This window comes from Dactylosporangium sp. NPDC005555 (assembly GCF_040605635.1).
Taxonomy (GTDB): domain Bacteria; phylum Actinomycetota; class Actinomycetes; order Mycobacteriales; family Micromonosporaceae; genus Dactylosporangium.
The window spans coordinates 98342-118042 of the sequence record NZ_JBEXDG010000006.1 but is presented as its reverse complement, the minus strand read 5'-3'; the positions used below and the strand labels follow the sequence as shown (position 1 = coordinate 118042).

The 19701-nt window shown below is 70.7% G+C and carries 13 protein-coding genes, 2 tRNA genes and 1 pseudogene; 7 read left to right on the top strand and 9 right to left on the bottom strand.

Annotation, left to right across the window (positions count from 1 at the left end; genetic code table 11):
* Positions 1-139: 139 nt before the first annotated feature.
* Positions 140-2254, top strand: a complete 2115-nt coding sequence (locus ABZS58_RS09400) for a sigma-70 family RNA polymerase sigma factor (RefSeq protein WP_354779374.1) — start codon at positions 140-142, stop codon at positions 2252-2254.
* A 204-nt stretch (positions 2255-2458) separates the two neighbouring features.
* Here the strand turns inward: ABZS58_RS09400 and lysS are convergent, their stop codons facing one another.
* On the bottom strand, positions 2459-4150 hold the full coding sequence (gene lysS, locus ABZS58_RS09395; protein WP_354779372.1) for a lysine--tRNA ligase: 1692 nt from the start codon (positions 4148-4150) through the stop codon (positions 2459-2461).
* Positions 4151-4517: 367 nt separating this feature from the next.
* Complete coding sequence (locus ABZS58_RS09390; protein ID WP_354779370.1) at positions 4518-5186, bottom strand: TRIC cation channel family protein; 669 nt, start codon at positions 5184-5186, stop codon at positions 4518-4520.
* 53 nt (positions 5187-5239) lie between these two features.
* Between ABZS58_RS09390 and ABZS58_RS09385 the strand changes: the two genes are divergently transcribed.
* Together ABZS58_RS09385 and ABZS58_RS09380 are read left to right on the top strand one after the other, a co-directional pair.
* The gene (locus ABZS58_RS09385; RefSeq protein WP_354779368.1) at positions 5240-6487 is read left to right on the top strand and encodes an amidohydrolase family protein; all 1248 of its coding nucleotides are present in this window, start codon (positions 5240-5242) and stop codon (positions 6485-6487) included.
* Between the two features lie 81 nt (positions 6488-6568).
* The gene (locus tag ABZS58_RS09380; protein WP_354779366.1) at positions 6569-7402 is read left to right on the top strand and encodes an SDR family NAD(P)-dependent oxidoreductase; all 834 of its coding nucleotides are present in this window, start codon (positions 6569-6571) and stop codon (positions 7400-7402) included.
* A gap of 331 nt (positions 7403-7733) precedes the next feature.
* On the opposite strand, the gene ABZS58_RS09375 is transcribed toward ABZS58_RS09380, so the two are convergent.
* A tRNA-Arg gene (locus ABZS58_RS09375) sits at positions 7734-7806 on the bottom strand.
* Between the two features lie 44 nt (positions 7807-7850).
* A tRNA-Ser gene (locus ABZS58_RS09370) sits at positions 7851-7941 on the bottom strand.
* Between the two features lie 152 nt (positions 7942-8093).
* Between ABZS58_RS09370 and ABZS58_RS09365 the strand changes: the two genes are divergently transcribed.
* Positions 8094-9668, top strand: a complete 1575-nt coding sequence (locus ABZS58_RS09365; protein ID WP_354779364.1) for a hypothetical protein — start codon at positions 8094-8096, stop codon at positions 9666-9668.
* Here the strand turns inward: ABZS58_RS09365 and ABZS58_RS09360 are convergent.
* From ABZS58_RS09360 to ABZS58_RS09350, 3 genes are read right to left on the bottom strand one after another with little or no spacing between them, the layout of a single operon-like run.
* On the bottom strand, positions 9623-12631 hold the full coding sequence (locus tag ABZS58_RS09360; protein ID WP_354779362.1) for a S8 family peptidase: 3009 nt from the start codon (positions 12629-12631) through the stop codon (positions 9623-9625). The two genes, ABZS58_RS09365 and ABZS58_RS09360, sit on opposite strands and share 46 nt — an antisense overlap.
* Positions 12632-12659: 28 nt before the next feature.
* A complete protein-coding gene (locus ABZS58_RS09355) occupies positions 12660-13397 on the bottom strand; it encodes a CPBP family intramembrane glutamic endopeptidase (RefSeq protein ID WP_354779360.1) in 738 nt (245 codons plus the stop codon).
* Positions 13398-13454: 57 nt separating this feature from the next.
* Positions 13455-14567, bottom strand: a complete 1113-nt coding sequence (locus tag ABZS58_RS09350) for a globin domain-containing protein (RefSeq protein WP_354779358.1) — start codon at positions 14565-14567, stop codon at positions 13455-13457.
* Between the two features lie 235 nt (positions 14568-14802).
* Here ABZS58_RS09350 and ABZS58_RS09345 point away from each other — a divergent pair, with 235 nt between their 5' ends.
* Positions 14803-15264 carry a pyridoxamine 5'-phosphate oxidase family protein gene (locus tag ABZS58_RS09345; protein ID WP_354779356.1) on the top strand — a complete coding sequence of 154 codons (462 nt, stop codon included), beginning with the start codon at positions 14803-14805 and terminating at the stop codon, positions 15262-15264.
* Positions 15265-16000: 736 nt separating this feature from the next.
* A complete protein-coding gene (locus ABZS58_RS09340; protein WP_354779354.1) occupies positions 16001-16591 on the top strand; it encodes a peptide deformylase in 591 nt (196 codons plus the stop codon).
* A 52-nt stretch (positions 16592-16643) separates the two neighbouring features.
* On the opposite strand, the gene ABZS58_RS09335 is transcribed toward ABZS58_RS09340, so the two are convergent.
* Positions 16644-17333, bottom strand: coding sequence for an HAD family phosphatase (locus tag ABZS58_RS09335; protein WP_354779352.1), 690 nt, complete (start codon positions 17331-17333; stop codon positions 16644-16646).
* Positions 17334-17429: 96 nt separating this feature from the next.
* A pseudogene (locus ABZS58_RS09330) lies at positions 17430-18431 on the bottom strand (helix-turn-helix transcriptional regulator); the annotation flags it as partial.
* Between the two features lie 347 nt (positions 18432-18778).
* On the opposite strand from ABZS58_RS09330, the gene ABZS58_RS09325 reads away from it, so the two are divergent.
* A complete protein-coding gene (locus ABZS58_RS09325) occupies positions 18779-19567 on the top strand; it encodes a hypothetical protein (RefSeq protein WP_354779350.1) in 789 nt (262 codons plus the stop codon).
* Positions 19568-19701: the final 134 nt, after the last annotated feature.

Genomic DNA, 19701 nt, shown 5'->3' with positions numbered 1-19701 from the left:
CGTTTCCCCCGATGAAACTTGCGCTCGCCGTTCGAGGCGGCGGCGGGTGTACGAGGGTGCTCCCTTTACACGTATCAGACGGCGTGGCACCATGCGGCACGCCGATGAGAGCGCTCACACGAGGCACGGGAGACCCGCGGTGACGGAGACAACTGTCAATCTCACCAGCCGCACGGCCGCACTCGTCGTGGCCGCGAAGTCCGGCGACCGGGACGCGCTGCACGAGCTGACCGCCTCGCATCTGCCGCTGCTGTACAACGTGATCGGGCGCGCCCTGAACGGCCACGCCGACGTGGACGACCTCGTGCAGGAGACGATGGAGCGGGTCGTGCGCGGCATCCGTGGGCTGCGTGAGCCGGAGCGCTTCCGCTCGTGGGTCGTCGCCATCGCGTACCGCGAGATCCAGCTCCACCTGAGGAAGGCCGCCCGTGGCGCGCCGCCGCGCAGTGCGCTGCCCGACGTGCCGGACCCGGCCGCGGACTTCGCCGAGCGCACCGTCACCGAGCTGGTCCTCACCGGCCAGCGCCGCGAGCTGGTCGAGGCGACCCGCTGGCTCGACGACGGCGACCGGCACCTGCTCGCCCTGTGGTGGCACGAGGCCGCCGGCGACCTGACCCGCACGGAGCTGGCGACCGCGCTCGGCATCGGCCAGCCGCACGCCGCCGTCCGGCTCCAGCGCATGAAGGCGCAGCTCGAGGTGGCTCGCACGATCGTACGATCGCTGCGGGAAACGCCGCGGTGCGCCGGCCTCGAAACGGTCGCCCACGGCTGGGACGGCGTCGCCCGGCCGCTGTGGCGCAAGCGGCTGGCCCGGCACGTGCGCGACTGCGCGGCCTGCGGCGGCCATCGCAGCGGGCTCATCGCGCCGGAGCGGCTGCTGCTCGGCATCGGCCTGGTCGCCCTGCCCGCGGCGGCGCTCGCGGCGGCGGCCCGGGTCGCGCTGAAGTCGCCGCTGCTCGCCCCGTCCACGTCGCTGCTGCAGGCGTTCCAGCACAAGACCGCCGCGGTCGCGACCGTCGCCGTGGTGGCGGGTGGGGGTTTCGCGTTCGCGGTCCACGAGACCCCGGATCCGCCCTCGTCGCCGGGACAGGCGGCGCCGGCGGCACCCTTCGCGCCGGCCTCTCCCGCGGCACCCGTGACGTCGACCACCACGCCGCCGGTCCAGAGCGCCGTCGCCGGCACCATCGTCGTGTCCCCCTCCGGCGCCGACACCGGCGACGGCTCCGTCGATCGACCGTTCGCGACCCTCTCCAAGGCGGCGGCGGTGGTACGACCAGGGCAGACCATCGCCCTGCGGGGCGGGACCTACCGTCCGGTGGATCCGGTCACCATCACCACCAGCGGCACCGCCGAGCAGCGGATCACGCTCACCAACTACCGCGACGAGCTGCCCGTCATCGACGCGTCCCGCATCCCCGCCGACAAGTGGGCCGTCACCCAGCAGGCGGACCACTGGACCGTGCAGGGGCTGGAGATCAAGGGTTCGCGCAGTCACGCGTACGTCTGCCTCGCCTGCAAACACAATGTCTTCCGGCGCCTGTCGGTGCACGACAACGTCGAGTCGGGGCTCACCCTGCGCGACGACGGCACCGTCGACAACCAGGTCCTCGACAGCGACTTCTACCGCAACCGCAACCCCGCCGACCGGGGTCAGACCGGCATCGGCCTGGGCATCAAGTTCGGCACCGGCGACGGCAACGTCGTGCGCGGCTGCCGCGCCTTCGACAACGCCGACGACGGCTTCGACCTCGGCGACTTCCACAGCCCCGTGACCCTCGAATACAACTGGGCCTACGGCAACGGCGTCAACCGATGGAGCGTCCGCGACTGGCAGAGCAACGGCAACGGCTTCACCCTCGGCGGCGGCAGCCCACCCGCCGCGGCCGCGCACAAGCTGCGCCACAACGCCGCCTGGGACAACATCCACCACGGCTTCGCCGACAGCGGCAACAACGCCGCCCTCCAGTTCACCAACAACACCGCCTACCGCAACGGCGCCACGGGCTTCGCCGTCGCCACCGCCCCCGCCACCCTCCGCAGCTCCGTGGCGATCGACAACCCCACCGCGGTCAGCGCCAACACCGCCCTGCAGACCAGCCGCAACACCTGGGACGAAGGCACCTGGACCAGGTCGATGTTCCGCTCGACCGACCCGGCGGCCGCCCAGGGCCCCCGCCCCGCTTCCGGCACCCTGCCCGCCACGACGTTCCTCACCACCGGCAACGGCATGGGCGCCTCGATGAACGGCAACTGACCGCAGGCTTCCCTGAGCCGGCGGTCGCGGCCCAATGTTCGCGTGCCGTGTTCGTGACGGCGCCAAGGGCCACCGCCCACCCGGGTGCCCGCACCGTCCAGGTGCAGGGCGGCGCGACGGCCGCGCCTTCTCCGCGATCCCGGCGCTGCTGTGACGCGCGGGGACCGGCGCGCCAACAGCAGCTTCGTTGCAGGAGCCTTCGCCTCAGGAGAGCAGGGCCCGGACGCGGTCGGCGCCGACTGCGAGGAGCAGGGTGGGCAGGCGCGGGCCGGTGTCGCGGCCGACGAGCAGGTGATACAGCAGGGCGAAGAAGTTGCGCTGGGCGACCTTCAGCTCCGCCGTCGGCTTGGTGTCCAGCGGCAGGCCCGCCATGACCTTCGGCACGCCGTACAGCAGCGTCGTCAGGCGATCGAGCGACCAGTGGTCATCCAGGCCGGCGAGCAGCAGGCGCAGCGACTCGCGCTGGTCGTCGGTCAGCGAGTCGAGCAGGGTCTTGTCCGGCTCGTCGCGCACCTTCGTCCGCGACTCGGCGGGCACCTGCGTGTTCACCCAGTGCTGCGCCCGGTCGAGCCGCGGCCGGACCTCGTCCAGTGAGGTGATCGGCTGCTCGGCGTCGAGGTCCCGCAGGATGCGCAGGGTCTGCTCCGCCTGACCGGTGGTGATGTCGACGATCGAGGCGAGTGTCCGGAACGGCACCGTCCGCGGCGTGCGGGGCAGCTCGACGGTCGCCGTCCGCGACGCCCGCAGGTAGGCCGAACGGTCGGCGGGCACGGCGGTGCCGGCGGCGAACCGCTTCTCCAGGGTGTCCCACTCGTCGTAGATGCGCTGGATCTCCTGGTCGAACGCGACCTGGAACGACTGGTTGGGCCGGCGCCGGGCGTACAGCCACCGCAGCAGCGGCGCCTCCATGATCTCCAGCGCGTCGGCCGGGGTCGGCACGGCGCCGCGCGAGCTGCTCATCTTCGCCATGCCGCTGATGCCGACGAACGCATACATCGGGCCGATCGGCTGCTCGCCGTCGAACACCTCGGTCACGATCTGCCCGCCGACCTGGAACGACGACCCGGGCGACGAGTGGTCGACGCCGGACGGCTCGAAGATCACTCCCTCGAACGCCCAGCGCATCGGCCAGTCGACCTTCCACACCAGCTTGCCGCGGTTGAACTCCGACAGCAGCACGGTCTCGGTGAAGCCGCAGACGCAGGTGTAGGTCAGCTCGGTCGTGTCGTCGTCGTAGGCCACGACGGTGGTGAGGTCGGTGCCGCAGCCGCCGCAGTAGGGCTTGTACGGGTAGTAGCCGGTCGCGGCGGTGCCGTCGTCCTCGCTCGCGGCGCCGGAGCCCTCCGCGGCCTCGGCCTCTTCCGCGCTGACCTCCTTGGCTGCCTTCTTCTTCGTCCGGTACCGGTCGAGGACGGCATCGATCTTGGCGCGCTCGCGCATGGCGAGCAGGATCTGCTCACGGTAGGCGCCGGAGGTGTACATCTCGGTCTGGCTGATGCCGCGGTATTCCACACCGAGCTCCGCCAGCGACGCGATCATCGCGGCCTTGAAGTGCTCGGCCCAGTTGGCGTGCGAGCTGCCCTCCGGCGCGGGCACGGCACTGAGCGGCTTGCCGATGTGCTGCGCCCACGACGGGTCGATGTCAGCCGGCACCTTCCGGAACCGGTCGAAGTCGTCCCACGAGATGATGTGCACCACGTCGTGCCCGCGCCGCCGGATCTCGTCCGCGACCAGGTGCGGCGTCATCACCTCGCGAAGGTTGCCGAGGTGGACCGGACCCGACGGGCTCAGCCCCGACGCGCAGACCACGGGCTTACCCGGCGCCCGGCGCTCCGATGCCGCGATGACCTCGTCCGCGAACCGGTCGACCCAGTCGTTGTCTGTCTCACTCGCCACGATCGCCCACTCTTCCGTCACCCAACTCAATGGCAGAGGCCCCCCACCTGCGGTGGGGGGCCTCTTCTGCCGTAAGCCCGAAGGGATTCGAACCCCTGACCCCCTGAATTCTATTCCGACCGGCGAGTCGTTTTCGCAAGCCCCCTACGCGCTCATCACCCCCCGGCGATCACGTCGGCCGCGCGCCGAGCCCGACCGCGGGCACTACCCGGTGGACTGCTGTTCACCCGCGACCAGTAATCCACCGGGTAGTGCCGCACCTGTGCCGTTTCGCAAGGCCCCGTACTGGAACCGTGCGGCGCATATCCGCAGGTCAGTGCCCACGGCTCGGTCTGGGCATTGGCTCATGTCCGGAAGCAAAAGCACACTAGGCATCGTCGCGGGGCGAGCCCCGACGGCCGGAGCCCCCGGGTGGTTGGGGTGCGTTGAGGTCGTAGCGCACGCCGATCATGCGGATCAGGAAACACACCACCACGGCTCCCAGCGCGGCCGGCAGGCCGTAGACGCCTGCCCGGACGGTGGCGGCAGTGATTGCGGCGCCGACGAGGGCGGGAATGGCGTACAGGTCGCTGTGCAGCACCGACGGGATCCGCCGCACCAGAGTGTCGCGGATCGTGCCCCCGCCGACCCCGGTGACCACCCCCAGCAGGACGGCGGGTACAGCCCCGAGTCCGAATGCCAGTGCCTTGGTCGTGCCGATGACCGCGAACGTGCTCAACCCGATCGCGTCGAGCACCAAGATCGGCGTTTCCAGCCGATGCAGCCACCTGCTGAGGGCGAACGCGATCAGCCCGCCGGAGGCGGCAAGGATGAAGTAGCGCCAGTCGCGGAAGGCGGCAGGTGGTATGGAGCCGATGAGGACATCGCGGATGATGCCGCCACCCAGTGCGGTGATCATGCCGAGGGCGACGACGCCGACCATGTCGAGCCGTGCGGCGCGTACCGCGGTCAGCGCTCCGTTGAGCCCGAAGGCGAAGGTGCCGGTCAGATCCAGGGCGAGCAACACCGGCAGTTCAAAAGTCACACCGGCCCGCATACCCAGCGAGCGGGCGGGAAGTACCGCACCAGCGCGCGAACCATGGAGAGGCCATGACCGCAAACACCTCGACCGACACCCTGGTGGTAGCTGAGCGGTGCTGGGACGGGCTGGCTGAAACACCGTCCGGCCACACCGAGATCCTGGTTCGCGGCGGGCGCATCGTCGAGGTCAGCAACCGGGCCGGGCGTGGCGTCGGGCAGGTGGTCGACCTGGGCGACCGCATGCTGCTGCCGGGCTTCATCGACTGCCACATCCACACCACGGTGGATCCGTCGGCGCTGCTCACCGCGTTCGTGGCCGACCCGGCCACGGTCATCGCCCTGCGGGCCCTGCCGGTGCTGCGGGATCTGCTCGACCGCGGGTTCACCACCGTGCGTGACCTGGCCACCTTCGCCGCTGAACCGATCACGATCTACCTCCGCAACGCCCTGGCCAACGGCCTGATCGCCGGGCCGCGGATGCTCGTGGCCCCGCACCTGATCTCAGCCCGCGGCGCCCACGGTGACATCTCCACCCTGCTCGCACCCGAGTACGGCCGCGAGACCGGCGTAGTCGCCGACGGGCCGGACGCCGTCACCCGCGCCGTGCGCGAGGAGATCCGCGCCGGCGCGGACTGGATCAAGTTCGGTGCCACCGGCGGGTTCGGCACACCCACCGACGACCCCGGGCAAGCCACCTATACCCAGCGCGAGATGGACGCCCTGGTGGCCGCCGCCACCGACCTGGGCGTGCCGTGCACCCCGCACGCCTACGGCGACGAAGGCGTCGCCCGCGCGGTGCGGGCCGGAGTGCGCTCCGTCGAGCACGGCAACCTCGCCTCTGCCGAGACCCTGTCGTTGATGCAGCGGCGCGGGGTGTTTCTCGTTCCCACCCAGTTCATGGTCGCCGACGCGCTGGACCACCTCGACGACGATGACTACTGGCAGGGCAAAGACCCCGACGAGCGGGAGAAGTTCCGACGCTATGCGGACCAGCTGCGTGACAGCGCCCGCAACGTCGCCGCCAGCGACGTGCAGATCGCCTTCGGTACCGACGCCGGCATGTTCCCCCATCACCAGAACTGGAAAGAGTTCCCCGCCATGGTGCACACCGGCATCACCCCGCTACGGGCGCTGCGTGCCGCCACCAGCACCGCCGCCGACCTCCTGCAACGGCCCGACCTCGGCCGAATCCAGCCAGGCGCCACCGCAGACCTGATCGCCCTGCCCGGCAACCCGTTCGACGACATCAACGCCACCAGCACCATCGACTTCGTCATGCACGACGGCGTCGTCCACCGCCCAGTCGCCATGTCATGAACCATCAGCAGTGAGAGGACCCCGACTACTCCCATGCCACCTCCATCGACCCATCCGGCGCCGCTGGCCGGGCGTGTCGCCGTGGTCACTGGCAGCGCCCGCGGCATCGGACGGGCTGCCGCAGTCGCCTTGGCCAACGCTGGCGCCGACATCGCGGGCATCGACATCGCCGCCCACGTCAGCCCCATCCTCGACTTCGCACCCGCCAGCCGTGAGGACCTCGCCGAGACCGGGCGTCTGGTGTCCTCGCGAGGTGCGCGATGGCTGGCGTACGTCGTCGATCAGCGTGACATCGGCGCGCTCCGCGATGCAGCCGACTCCATCGAGGAGCTGTGGGGCGGGGTCGACATCGTGTTTGCCAACGCCGGCATCCAGGCGTTCAAGCCGCTCCTGGAGATGGCTGACGCCGACTGGCACGACCAGATCGACGTCAACCTCACCGGCACCGCGAACACCCTGCGCGTCTTCGCTCCGCGTCTCGTACGGCGCGGCGGCGGGCGCATCATTGTCACGTCCTCCACCCAGGGACAGCACGGGACCCAGTACGGGGCCGCGTATTCTGCTTCCAAGTGGGGCATCATCGGTCTGATGAAGTCGGCCGCGCTCGAACTCGGCCCGCACGGGATCACTGTCAACGCCGTCATTCCGGGCCTGGTCAACACCGCACTCACCCGGCACGAGGACCGCTACGCTCAAGCCCTGTCCGACGGCGGCGCGCAGCCCAGCGGCGATGTCACCCGCGACGAGCAGGCCGCCAAGAACGCCCTCGCCGCCAAGTCCCCGCTCCGTGTGCCCTGGATCGAGCCCGAGGACGTCGCACCGCTGGTCGTCTTCCTCGCCTCTGACCAAGCTTGCATGGTGTCAGGAACTTCCTTCGCCGCGACCGCAGGCGACAGCGCACGCATCACCGCCTGACCCACTCACCCCCAGGTCCAAAGAAACCCGCACCAACGCCGATGCGCCGACGACACCGCCCGGCTCGTCCTCGCCGCGGCCCGCCGCAACCGCAAGAAGATCAAGACAAATGCCCGCAAGAACCGACCCGACCGAGGACCGAAAACGGGTGCCCCCGCACCCGCCACACCCGAGTTGAAGGCGAAGCCCAGGTCAGGAAGCGAATCGTGCCGAACAGGCCGGGCAACCGCCGGCACCCACGGCGCATCCACGTGACACCCACCGTCCACACCGGACAAACGACGATGGCGCCCAGCCCGCGTTTCCGCAGGCCAGACGCCAGTCGATCAAGTGCGCCCGAAGGGACTCGAACCCCTAACCTTCTGATCCGTAGTCAGATGCTCTATCCGTTGAGCTACGGGCGCTCGGTGCTCGCCTAGTGTACACACCAGGTTTTGCGGGTCTTGCGCGGAGGCTCCGGGATTCGAACCCGGGATGGGCTTTAAGACCCAAACCGCATTAGCAGTGCGGCGCCATAGACCGAACTAGGCGAAGCCTCCAACAGCCCCCGTCACCAGGAGCCGCCGTCCGAGGATACAGGGACAGCGAAGGGCCGGGCAAAGTGGGTACACCCCCGGCGCGTCGCCCCCGTCCGGCGGTCGCCCGGTCGCACGACAGGTGCCAAACCCGCAGGCGCATTACGCTCTTGCGAATGGAAGAGGATCCCAAGTCCACCGAGCCTCCGGCTTCCGACGAGACCCCTTCCCGCCCTCGGGTCCTCGGTGACACCTCCCTGCGCTTCGAACCTCCGCCGCAGGAGACCGCCGCGGACACGCCACCCCCGGCGGCGGCTTCACCACGCCCGGCGACCACCCCGTTCGGCGCCCCGCCGCCGCCACCGGTCCTGGAGACTCCCCGCCAGGTGGCTCCGCAACCCCGCTCCCCGCGCCCGGCGGCGAAGCCGGTGACCCCCTTCACCCCGCCGCCGCCACCGGCTCCCGCTCCCGCGCCCGCCAAGAAGGCAGCGCCCGCCGGGCCACCGCCCGCGAAAAAGGTGGCTCCAGTGCAGGCCGTGCCGGTGGAGGCACCCCCGCCGGCGAAGAAGGCGGCCGCGAAAAAGGTTCCAGCGGCTCGGCAGCCCGCACCACCGGCCGCCGTTGAGCCGGTGGCGCCGCCGAAGGCGGTCGCACCCGCGGAGGCGGTGACTCCCGCGGAGGCGGTGACTCGCGCAGAGGTGATCGCACCCGCGAAGAAGGCAGCCAAGAAAGCGGTAGCGAAGAAGGCACCCGCGAAGAAGGCGGCCGCGCCGGTCGTCGAGCCCTCGGTGGAGGTCGAACCGGCGGCGAAGGCTGCTCCCGTGAAGAGCGCCCCGGTGAAGAAGGCCCAGGCGACGAAGGCTGCCGCCGCGAAGAAGGCGGCCGTCAAGGCAACCTCGACCCAAGAGGTCCTTTTCCCGACGCCCCCCGCTCAGACGAACCCCACACCTCAGGCGAACCTCATCGCTCAGCCGGAGCCCGACGTCGTGACGCCCGAGCCGGCACCCACCACAGCGACGCGCGTCGAGGTGGTGCAGGAGGCGCCGCTTGTCGAGGGGACGGTTGCGGTGGTCGAGGCCGACCCGACCGACCTCGGGGAAGTCGAGGTGGCCGCGGCGCAGGGACGGGGGATCAATCCCGCGTACCTGCCGGAGCTGCTCGCCCTGGCCGCTGTCGCGCGGCTCGGGGAAGGGGCCCGGCAGCGGGTCGAATGGTATGCGGTGAACTATCCGGGGGCTGGCGGGGATGCGGTGTCCAGGGCGATCACGCGGGAGTTCGTGCGGCGGGCCAGGAGGCAGGGGTTCGCGGCGGGGGCGGCCGGGTCGCTGGGGTTGCTGATCGAGGCGGCCGGGGTCAACTGGTTGCACGCGAAGCTGGTGCTGCACCTCGCCGCGGCGCATGGGCACGATCCGCTGGACCGGCAGCGGGCGGCCGAACTGCTGGTGCTGCAGCGGGTGTACGCCGAGGTCGCCACCGCAGAAGCCGCCATCATGACGGCGGAGCAGGCGCAGCGGTCGCGGCGGGCCGGGCCAGGGGTCGGGGTGGCCAGGCTCGCGGGTCCGCTGGGGCGGACGATCGGCGGCGGGCTGCTGCAGGCCGCGGGTGTCAAGGTCGCGCGCAAGGCGGTGCCCGGGATCGGGCCGGTGCTCGGCGCGGTCGCCGCGGCCAGGTCGACCGAGGCGATCGCGATGCGTGCCACCCGCTACTACCGCCGCAGGTCAGGCCTGCTGACCCGAGCCGTGGAGGACTGAGCCCCGACGCCCGAGCCTGCGGGAGCCGGGGCCGTCCAAGCCGAGGCGGCAGAGGCCGGAGCCGAAGGAGCCGGAGGCACGGCGGGCTGCTTGCCGATGGCGATCGTGGTCCAGGCGCGGGCCGTGGTGCCGTCGCCGAACTCGACCATGCCGAGGTAGCGCTTCGCGGGGTCGAGGCCCTTCCAGGCGGCGGTGAAGGTGACCTTCTGGTCGGGCTTCACGGGAGCGACCGGCGGCGTCACGGTGAGGTTCCCGGCCGGAGCGGAACCGACGAGGAACGTGTGCGCCTTCACCGGTTGCCCGTCGGCGGCGGCCGGTGCGTTGAAGCGCACCACGTACACCTCGAAAACCCCGAGTGACGTGAGCGCGACCTCCTCGTCGGCAGTGGTGCCGTCGCTGCGGCCCACGAGCTCGCCGTCCTGGTAGACGTAGAGGTCGACGTCGGTGCCCGGGGCGTGGTCCGCCGCGTACGTCGCCAGGCGGCCGAACTCGGTGCCCGGCGGGACGGTGGTGGTGAACTTGAAGACGGCGGGGCCGGTGGTGGGCGCGGAGGGCACGAAGGCGGCCGTGCTGCCGACGAGGTTCTGCTGGTTGACCGTCGAGGCGGCGAGGCCGAACAGCTTCGTCGTGACGCTGCCGGTGTACCCACCGGTGAGGTCGATCGTGGCGCTGCCGGCCGCACCGGAGCCGGTGACCTCGCCGGGGCCGGCGAGCGCGACGGGACGGGCGCCGATGGGGCTGCGCACGGCGTGCCCGCGCAGGTCGGTCCAGGTCAGTGAGCCGAAGGTCCAGGTGCGGAAGGCGCCGTCGGTGCGCCTGATGGTGACCTTGAACGTGGCGGTCTCGCCGGCGCCGACGGTCATGGTGCTGGGGCTGACGGTGACGGCGAGGCCCTGCGGCTGGGTGACCGAGGCGACGTAGACGCTGGGCTGGTCGGAGACGTTGGTGACGGTACGGGTGACCGTCTGCGTCCCCGGCAGCGCGGCGACGGCGATCGACGGGTAGTTGAGGTCGCTGGGGTCGGCCTCGCCGACGGTGGCGCACCAGTCGCTGACCAGCTGGAGCTGGCCGAGGCCGCACGCGTAGCGGGCCCAGTCCTGCGGGCCCGACTCGTAGACGAGGCCGGGGTCGAAGGCGCGGGCCGGGGTGACGTGCCCGGCGCCGTAGTCGAGCGGACTGGCGATCTTCCCGGCGCGCTGGATCATGCCGTCGCTGTTGTCGAAGACGCTCGCGGTCGTCATGAGCGCCGACTGGACCGCGGACGGCGACCAGGTGGGATGGGCGGCGCGGACCAGGGCGGCGATGCCGGCGATGTGCGGGCTGGACATCGAGGTGCCGGATTCGCCGTCGAAGAGGTTGCCGTGGTGCCCGGCCGGGGAGACGCCGGCGACGATGTCGACGCCGGGTGCGGTGATGTCGGGCTTGATGAGGTCGCCGCCGCCGGCGACGGCGGGCCCGGCGGAGGAGAACGCGGCCATCGCGGGGGCGCGCGGCACCACTTTCGACACCGCGGACAGCGCGGCCGTCGGCTTCGAAGTGAGCACGTACGCCTTGATCGCGGCCCCGGCGACGTGGTCGACGTGGACGGTGGGCACGACGTGGTAGTCGGCGTTGAGGGAGTTCTCGTCGGCGTTGTAGAGGATCATGCCGACCCCACCGGCGTCGCGGACGGCGATGCTCTTGTCGGTCCGCGGGTTGACGCCGCGTTTGCAGAGCACGATCTTGCCCTTGACCAGCGCGGGGTCGAGCGCACCTGGGTAGCAGAGCTCGACCTTGTCCGCCTCGGCGGTCTTGAGGCCGGCGGTGACGGAGTCGACGAGGGGCGCGGACGGCACCGCGGGCCCCTGGCCGGCGCCCGGGTAGGTCCTGCCGTTGCCGAGGGTCACCGACTTGTCGGCGCCGCGGTCGTGGGAGCTGGCGGCGACGGTGGTCACCCAGGGCGCGTTGTGCGCGACGGTCGACGGGTCGGGGCCGCTGTTGCCTGCGGAGGTGGCGATGAATACGCCGGCCGCGGCCGCGTTGTAGAAGGCGAGCTCGATCGGGTCGACGATCAGCGACTCGGAGCCGGAGACGGAGTAGTTGATGACGTCGACGCCGTCGCTGACCGCGTCGTCGACGGCGTCGAGCAGGTCGGCGGTGCCGCCGGAGCCCTCGCCGTCGGCCTGCCGCCACAGCGCCTTGTAGACGGCGATGCGGGCGGCGGGCGCCATGCCGGAGACGTTGCCGACGGCGTCGCCGTTGATGGTGGCGGGGATGTCGTGCAGGCCGGCGGCGGTGGTCGCGGTGTGGGTGCCGTGTCCGTCGTAGTCGCGCGGCGAGCGGAACTCCGACTCCCAGCCGCCGAAGCCGCTGCCGTCGTAGAACCGGGCGCCGATGACCTTGTTGTTGCAGGTGATCTTCTGCTGGGCGGTGCCGGTGCCCTCGTCGCACTTGTCGGCGCCGCCGGCGGCCCACTTCTTGTCGATGACCGCCTGGTCGGGGCGGGGCTCGGGGAGCGGGGCGAGGCTCGGGTTCTCCGGCCAGAAGCCGGTGTCGATGACGCCGATGATGATGCCTTCGCCGGCGTGGGACGGGTCGCCGAACCGGCTCGCCCAGGCGCCCGCCGGGCCGGCCAGGCCCAGGAATTCGGGTGTGGAGATCGTGTCGACGGTGCGCTTCTCGTTCGCCCAGACGTGCCGCACGCCGGGGGTCCGCTCGACGCGGGCCTTCTGCTCGGGGGTCAGGGCGGCGGCGAAGCCGTTGAAGGCCGACTCGTATTCGGCGGCGGTCCTGCCGATGCCGGCCTGCCGCAGGACGGCCGCGCGGCGGTCCCGGATCGGCGCCCGGGCGCTCTCCTGCCGGCCGGCGGGGTCGCCGTCCAGCTGCACGATGTAGAGCGACGTGTCCGATTTCGCGTGGGCCGCGACCGGCACCGCGAAGACGGATGAGGCGACGAGGGTGACGGCGAGAAGGATTCGGCCCACACAGCCAGACTAATTGTGGCGATTTGCCCTATCTCAGGAACGCCAAATGATCCTTGAGCAGCGCGTACCCCACGAAGGAGACGATGTCCAGGATCGTGTGGGCGACGATGAGCGGCATGACCCGCTTCGTCCGCTGATAGAACCAGCCGAAGACCAGGCCCATCACGAAGTTGCCGATGAACCCGCCGAAGCCCTGGTAGAGGTGGTACGACCCGCGGATCGCCGCGCTGGTCACGATCGCCACCCACGGGCTCCACCCCAGGTCCCGCAGGCGGGTCAGGAGGTAGGCGATCATGATGATCTCTTCGAGGACGCCGTTCTGCAGTGCGGCAAGGAGCAGCACCGGCACCGACCACCAGTGGGTGCCGAGCGCCTCGGGCACGATCTGCGCGCTGATGCCCAGTTCTTTGGCGGCCCAGACGAGTGCGAGCCCCGGCAGGCCGATCAGCGCGGCCAGACCGGCGCCATAGCCCAGGTCGGAAGGCGGCCGCACGTCGAGGCGCCAGGTCGGGTGGTCGCGGCGCAGCAGGTACACCGCGAGCAATGGAGCGACGAAGCCCAGACCGGTGTAGACCAGCTGATACGCCAGATCGAGCCAGGGCCGGTCGGGGGTGATCGACGGGTTGAGGGTGGCGGTCTGCTCCGAGAGCGGCTTCACGTAGGTGAGCCGGTCGATGATCGCCAGGACGGACAGGATCGCGGACCTGCCGAGCGACACGCCGAGCAGCAGCAGGACCTCGACGCGCACGAGCCGCCTGTCGATCACGGGCAGAACTCTAGTGCGGCGGGGGCGCCGCCCGCACGAACGGCGCCCCCGCCGATATCACGAGTCCCCGAAGGCGTCGTATTTGATGCGAATTGCGGGGACCTGCATCTCCGCGAGGGTGCGCAGGGTCGAACGCACCATCTGCGGCGAGCCGGAGACGAAGAAGTCGTGGTCGTTCCACGGGCCATAGCGGGCGACCACGTCGGAGATCTTCCCGCGCTCCCCTGGGAACTCGGGGTCGTCGGCGGTGGCGGCCACCACCGAGAGCCACGGGTAGCGGGCCGCGAGCCGGTTGAGGCAGGCCAGGTCGTACAGGTCGTCGCGGTTCCTGGCGCCGAAGAAGACGTGCACCCAGCGGGTCCGGTTGGCCCGGGTCATCTCCTCGATCAGCGCCTTGATCGGGGCGAGGCCGGTGCCGCCGGCGACGCACACGATGTCACGGGTCGAGCGGCGGTCCAGCACCATCGACCCCATCGGCGCGCCGAGCCGGATCATGTCGCCCGGCTGGACCCTCCTGACCAGCGCCGAGGACACCCAGCCGGCGCCGACGGCCCGGACGTGGAAGTCGATGGAGCCGTCCTTGCGGGGGGCGTTGGCCGCGGAGTACACGCGCCACAGCCGCGGCTGGTATTTGCATTCGACGCTGATGTACTGCCCCGCGCGGTACTCCAGCGGCTGCAGCGGCCGGCACGTGATGACGGCGATGTCCTGGTTGCGGCGCTCGTGATAGAGCACCTCGGCGTGCCAGTAGGGCGGGTTCGTGGAGTCGGCCTCGGCGCCGGCGATCATCTTGGCGGCGATCACCGCGTAAGCGTCGCGCCAGGCCTGGTCGAACTCGATGGTCCACTCGTCGCCGGCGAACGTGCGCAGGGCCTCCATCAGCGCTTCGCCGACGTCGTCGTAGTGTTCGGGCTGGACGTGGAACTTGCGGTGGTCCCGGCCGAGCGACAGCAGGTATTCCGCGAACGTGTCGGGGTCGTCGACGGTCTGCACGGCGGTGACGATCGCGCCGAGAAGCCGGGAGCGCTGCACGTCCATCTGGACCGGGAAGAGGTCCCTCAGCTGCGGGTTGTTGAGGAACATGCGCGCGTAGAAGTAGCTGGCGAGCTTGTCCTGCTGCTCCTCGACGAGGGTCCAACTCTCCTTCAGTAATCGCGACAGATTGCTCATCGGTGCCCTTCGCGGTCAAACGTAGGTGCCGTAGGAGAGCCAGCGTCGCTACCAGGGCCGACCACGCATCGCACTGAATGTGCGACGTCTCGTGTTCGCCGCTTGTTTCCACTCGACGCGCCGCGAGGGGGCACTGGACAGGCGGGTCGTCCGGCTGTGTCGCACTGACTGTCCGGCCGTCGCACACGGCCGGTGTTTGGCTGGGGCACAGGCGACCGTCCCATGGAGGTGCATCGTGCCGACCCTGTCCGATCACGATCTGAACCGCGAAGTCTCCACCGAGCTCGACGACCGGATGCAGCACTTCATCCGGCGCCAGGAGATGCTGTTCGTCGCGACGGGCGAGCCGGACGACGGGCACGACTGCACCTTCGTCACCGGCGGCGCCGGGTTCGTGCGCATCCTGTCCGCGGACAGGCTCGCGTGGCCGGAGTTCGACGACGCGAGCCTGTCCGAGGCGATCACCGACATCGAGCGCGACCCGCGGGTCGGTCTCCTCTTCGTCGACTTCGCCCGCGGCGCGATCGGCCTGCACGTCAACGGCAAGGCGAAGGTGCTCGACGACGACGCGATGCGCCGCGCCTACCGCGCCCTCAACCTCGACCCGGCGCTGGACCTGGTCGCCGACCGCCGCCCGGCGCGCTGGATCACCGTCTACGTCGAGTCGGCCTACATCTCCGCCGCGGGCGAGCTCTAGCCTTTTTCTCGATCGTCCGGCCGGAGCGTCGCGCTGTCGCATATTCCCGCCCGGCTCTGCAAGGGTTCACACCCGGTTCACTGTCATTCACACTAGGTAGATGGGTGCGAGCCGGGCTCCCCGCGGTGCGGACCGCGTGGACACCGACGTCACGGCCGCACACGTGGCCTTCGACGCTGAGCTGCGCAAGCCTCGCCGGCCGGGCGGGTTCCCCCGGAAGTCGCCGGGGCAGCGCATCGGCCGAAGCCACACGTTCGTCTCGAAGATGGAAACGGGTCAGGTCTCTCCCCCGAGCGGGCTCGTCGGCGACGTGCTGCCCGGCGGCGGGGACCTCGAGGACCCTCGGAAAGCACAGAAGGCACAGAAGGCACGGCCCAGGGCCGGCGGGGTTGATCCGCCGGCCCTTCGGGCGTCGCCCGCCGCTCCTGCCGGGCTCCGGATCCACGTCGGCACCTTCCCGCACGACGCCGAGCGGTCCCATCCGCCGGTCCGGTGCCGGACGCGCCTGCCGACCAGCCGCCGCGGACTTCCCGCAACGCCTGCCGCCGCGCGTCTGGGGCAAGACCACGGCCGCCGGAGGGCTCCTCGGGCCGATGGGTTCGCAGATCGATGAACGACCGGATGACGGCCGATCCATTTGATCATGGTCAACCGCGGATTCCGGGGTTCGGTGACCGGTCCCGCTTTGAGTGGCGATTCGGCAACCCGCCCTCTCGGCAACCATAGGAGCGAGCAAATGACCAGCGACGTGGCCTCCGGCCGTGACACGACGGACAGCCTGCGCCCCGGCCGGCGCAGAGCCAGCGAGGTGATGGCGGCACTGGGCATCGTCCAGCTCGGCAGCCCGATCCTCACGTCCGGCACCAGGCCCTTCAGCTTTCCCGGCGATCGCGATGAGGCGCTGCGGATCCTCGACCGGCTGACGAGCGTGGCCGACGCGGTGGAGCGGGAGCACGAGTTCACCACCGGCGCGATGGGCCTGGCGGCGCCGCAGGTCGGCGAGCCGCGCTCGATGGCGGTCTTCCGCGCCGCCGGGACACCGCAGCTGGTGCTGGTGAACCCTCAGGTGGTCACGGTCGAGCCGGCCGACCGGCAGGACTGGGAGGAGACCAGCGAGGGCTGCCTGAGTTTCTTCGACTTCCGCTGCGTGCTGCGCCGCCCCCGCACCGCGGTCGTCCGCTACCGGACGATCACCGGCGAGCCGGCCGTCGCGACGTTCGACCAGGGCCGGCTGGCCCGCGACGTGCTGCACGAGATCGACCACCTCAACGGCGTGCTCTGCCTGGACCATGTCGAGGCAGGCAGCCCGGCGATCTTCGTGGCGTAGCGGGGGGCGTTGCTCCGAGGGCCCGGGTCCGCGGTGGTGCCGCCAGTGCTGGCTAGCCCACCGCGACCTGGGCGGCGACCGGCAGCAGGAGGCGGAGGTCTTCGGCGCCGACCTCGGTGAGCGAGCGCACCTGGGTGCGGGTCCGCCCCAGGTCGCCGTGCACCACCCCGCAGACCCTCAGCACCCGGCAGCCCGCCGCCTCGGCGCTGGCGACGCCGCGCGGCGAGTCCTCGACCGCGACGCAGGCCGACGGGGTGACCCCCAACTGGCGGATCGCGCTGCGGTACGGCGCGGGATCCGGCTTCGGCGCATGCCCGTCGTCGCCGCACACGACGACGTCGAAGGCGTCCGCACCGACCTCGTCGATCACGATCTGGACGAGCTCGCGATAGGTCGACGTGACCAGCCCGACCCGGAACCCTTCGCGGCGCACCTCGGCGAGCAGCCGCCGGGCCCCCGGCAGCCAGTGCACGCCCAGGGTGTAGGCCTTGCGGACCTCTCTCTGGACGAACGCCACATCCCGCTCGATGTCATGGTCGACCCAGCCCAGCTGCTCGTGGATGTGCCGCATCGCCAGCGTCGAATCCAGCCCGCTGAGGCTGATCAGCAGCTCCTCGGTGACATCCATCCGCCGGGAACGCGCGAGTCCGCGATTCGCCGCACCCCAGATCGGCTCACTGTCGATCAATGTGCCGTCGAGGTCGAAAAGCACGACGGGATCCGACCTGATCGCGAGCGCCAAGGCGACTCCTCTTCGAGAACCGGGACGGGGGTCATCCTAACGTCGCGATTCTGAACATCACGTCACCCGCAGGTTTCACGAATGGTCGGCCGGTCCCGTCCTCATTCTGTCGGCGGCGTCGTCCCAGCCGTCCGGCTCCTCGACCGCCCCTTCCGGCCTGATCCCTCTGAAGCGCCATTCCAGACGGTAGAAGTCGTGCAGGGTCGCCGACTCGGTGTGCCACGAGAACGTCGCCCGGTCGCCCGGCCCGAGCTCCTGCGTGATCGGGGTCCGCAACGGGACCTCTTCCGCGGTGAGCGACGTCTGGACACCCCAGACGACCGGACGCATGTGCGCCGGGAAGTCCACCTCCACGGTCAGCTGGCGGGTGGGCAGCCTGATGGCCCTTTCGAACCAGTGCCCCCACTTGTCGATGCCGATGTGCCAGGAATAGGCGATGGTGGTCCGCTGACCCGGATACAACGGGAAGCGCCCCTGGGAGTTCTCGAAGAGCAGCCACAACTCCTTGAAGGTGTCGCGGTCGGTCTTCGCCCGCCATTCCATCGGCTCCCCGGCGCACGACGCGACCAGCCGCAATTCGTCCAATGACAAAGGATGGTCATGGTGATGGCGGTTGGAGCGCGCGGGATCGTCCGGATAGCGGTCCACGGAGATCCGCACCAGGTAGCGCGTGACCGGCTCGGTGCCGGCGTTGTAGAGCGCACGGCGGACCGTGCACCGGTATTTGCCGTCGACATAGGACAGCCGGGCGGTCTCCCGCTCCACGACCAGCCCCGTGCCCGGCGGCAGCCACTGATCGGGCACCGGCGGGTCACGCCCGGGCGGCCCGACCCGGCTCCGGGCGGTCGCGCGCAGCTCGTCGTATTCCTTGTACCGCTGCCAGATGACCCCACCGCTCTGCAGGATCGACTCGGCGCGCCGGGCGAAGTCCTCGGTGGGACGGTGACGGCGGGCCTCGACGTGGCTCACGTAGGAGGCGTCGAACCCCATCGCCGCGGCCAGCTGCTTCTTCGACATGCCACGGTCGAGGCGCCACCGCGCGAACTCCGCGACGAACGCCTCTGACGCCCGCTGCACGGGAGAGTCGCTCGTTGTCATGTCCGGCCCAGCCCGCAGGGAGACGGCCCCTGCCCGATCAGTGTCCCGTGGGTCACCGGCCGAACAGGTCAAGCGGACAATTTGCCGACAAAAGGGTTGACAACACCACCTCATCGGCGTTGATCAACGTTCTCAGATCAGCAACACGCTTCCGTGAAGTCACACAAAGTGACATCGAATGTCGGACAATCAGAGAGTGGTTAGGCTTACCTAATCGCTGTATCGTGAGCGCTTGGCATGCACGTCTGGGGGTACACACCGGTGGTGAGCACCGCACACACGCAGTCGGCGAGCGCCGCTCCGCGGCGTCACCGCAGCGTGTTCCCCTGCTCGATCGGCGACCCAACGTGACCGCCTTGATCAGCCCGACCGCTGTCGATCCCCTCGCGCCGGTCGTGGCCACCCTGGCCCAGATGGGGCTCAGGCACGGAAAAGAATCACTCCAGGGGCTGTCGACCGGGCTGCTCACCCACACCCCCGGCTGGCGTAGCGCCGGGGAGATGCTGACCCCCGGCGGGGTCCGCGAGTGGCTCGCCGCCGCCGCCACGCGCTGGGACGCCCAGCCGCACGCGGCCGCCGCCCTGGCCTGGAAGTGCTACTCGTACTGGCTCGCGCTGCCCGCGGTGATCGGCTTCACCGGCTCCCGGCGGGTGCCGCTGATGACCCCGGACCACGTGCTGGTCCGGTTCTCCGACCGGCAGCCCTTCCTGACCCTCGCACTGCGCCGCCCGGTCACCGCCGTCCTCGCGACCGACCCGATCGTCGCCACCGAGACCCACGGGCTGCTCATCGTCGAGGACGAGGACGAGCTGCTGGGCGTCATGCGGCGCTCGCTCGTCGACGCGCACCTGGACCCGATGCTCGACGAGGTGCGCAAGCAGGCGCGGCTCGGCAGGCGGACGCTCTGGGGCTCGGTCGCCTCCGGCGTCGCCTACGCGATCTCCCGCGGCTATGTCGCGCCTGCCCCCACGGTCCTGTCCACCGCGCACCGCGTGCTGTCCGCGCTCGGCGCCGACGACCTCGTCGACCTCAGCGAGCGGGAGGGGGGCGGCCTGGACATCAAGCGCCGCACCTGCTGCCTGGCCTTCACCCTGCCCACCCCGAAGGTCTGCTCCACCTGCTGCATCCGTCCCTAGGGGTCTGCGAAACATCATTTCCGCGGCGTCTGGGTAACGGGAGGGGGGCGGCCTGGACATCAAGCGCCGCACCTGCTGCCTGGCCTTCACCCTGCCCACCCCGAAGGTCTGCTCCACCTGCTGCATCCGTCCCG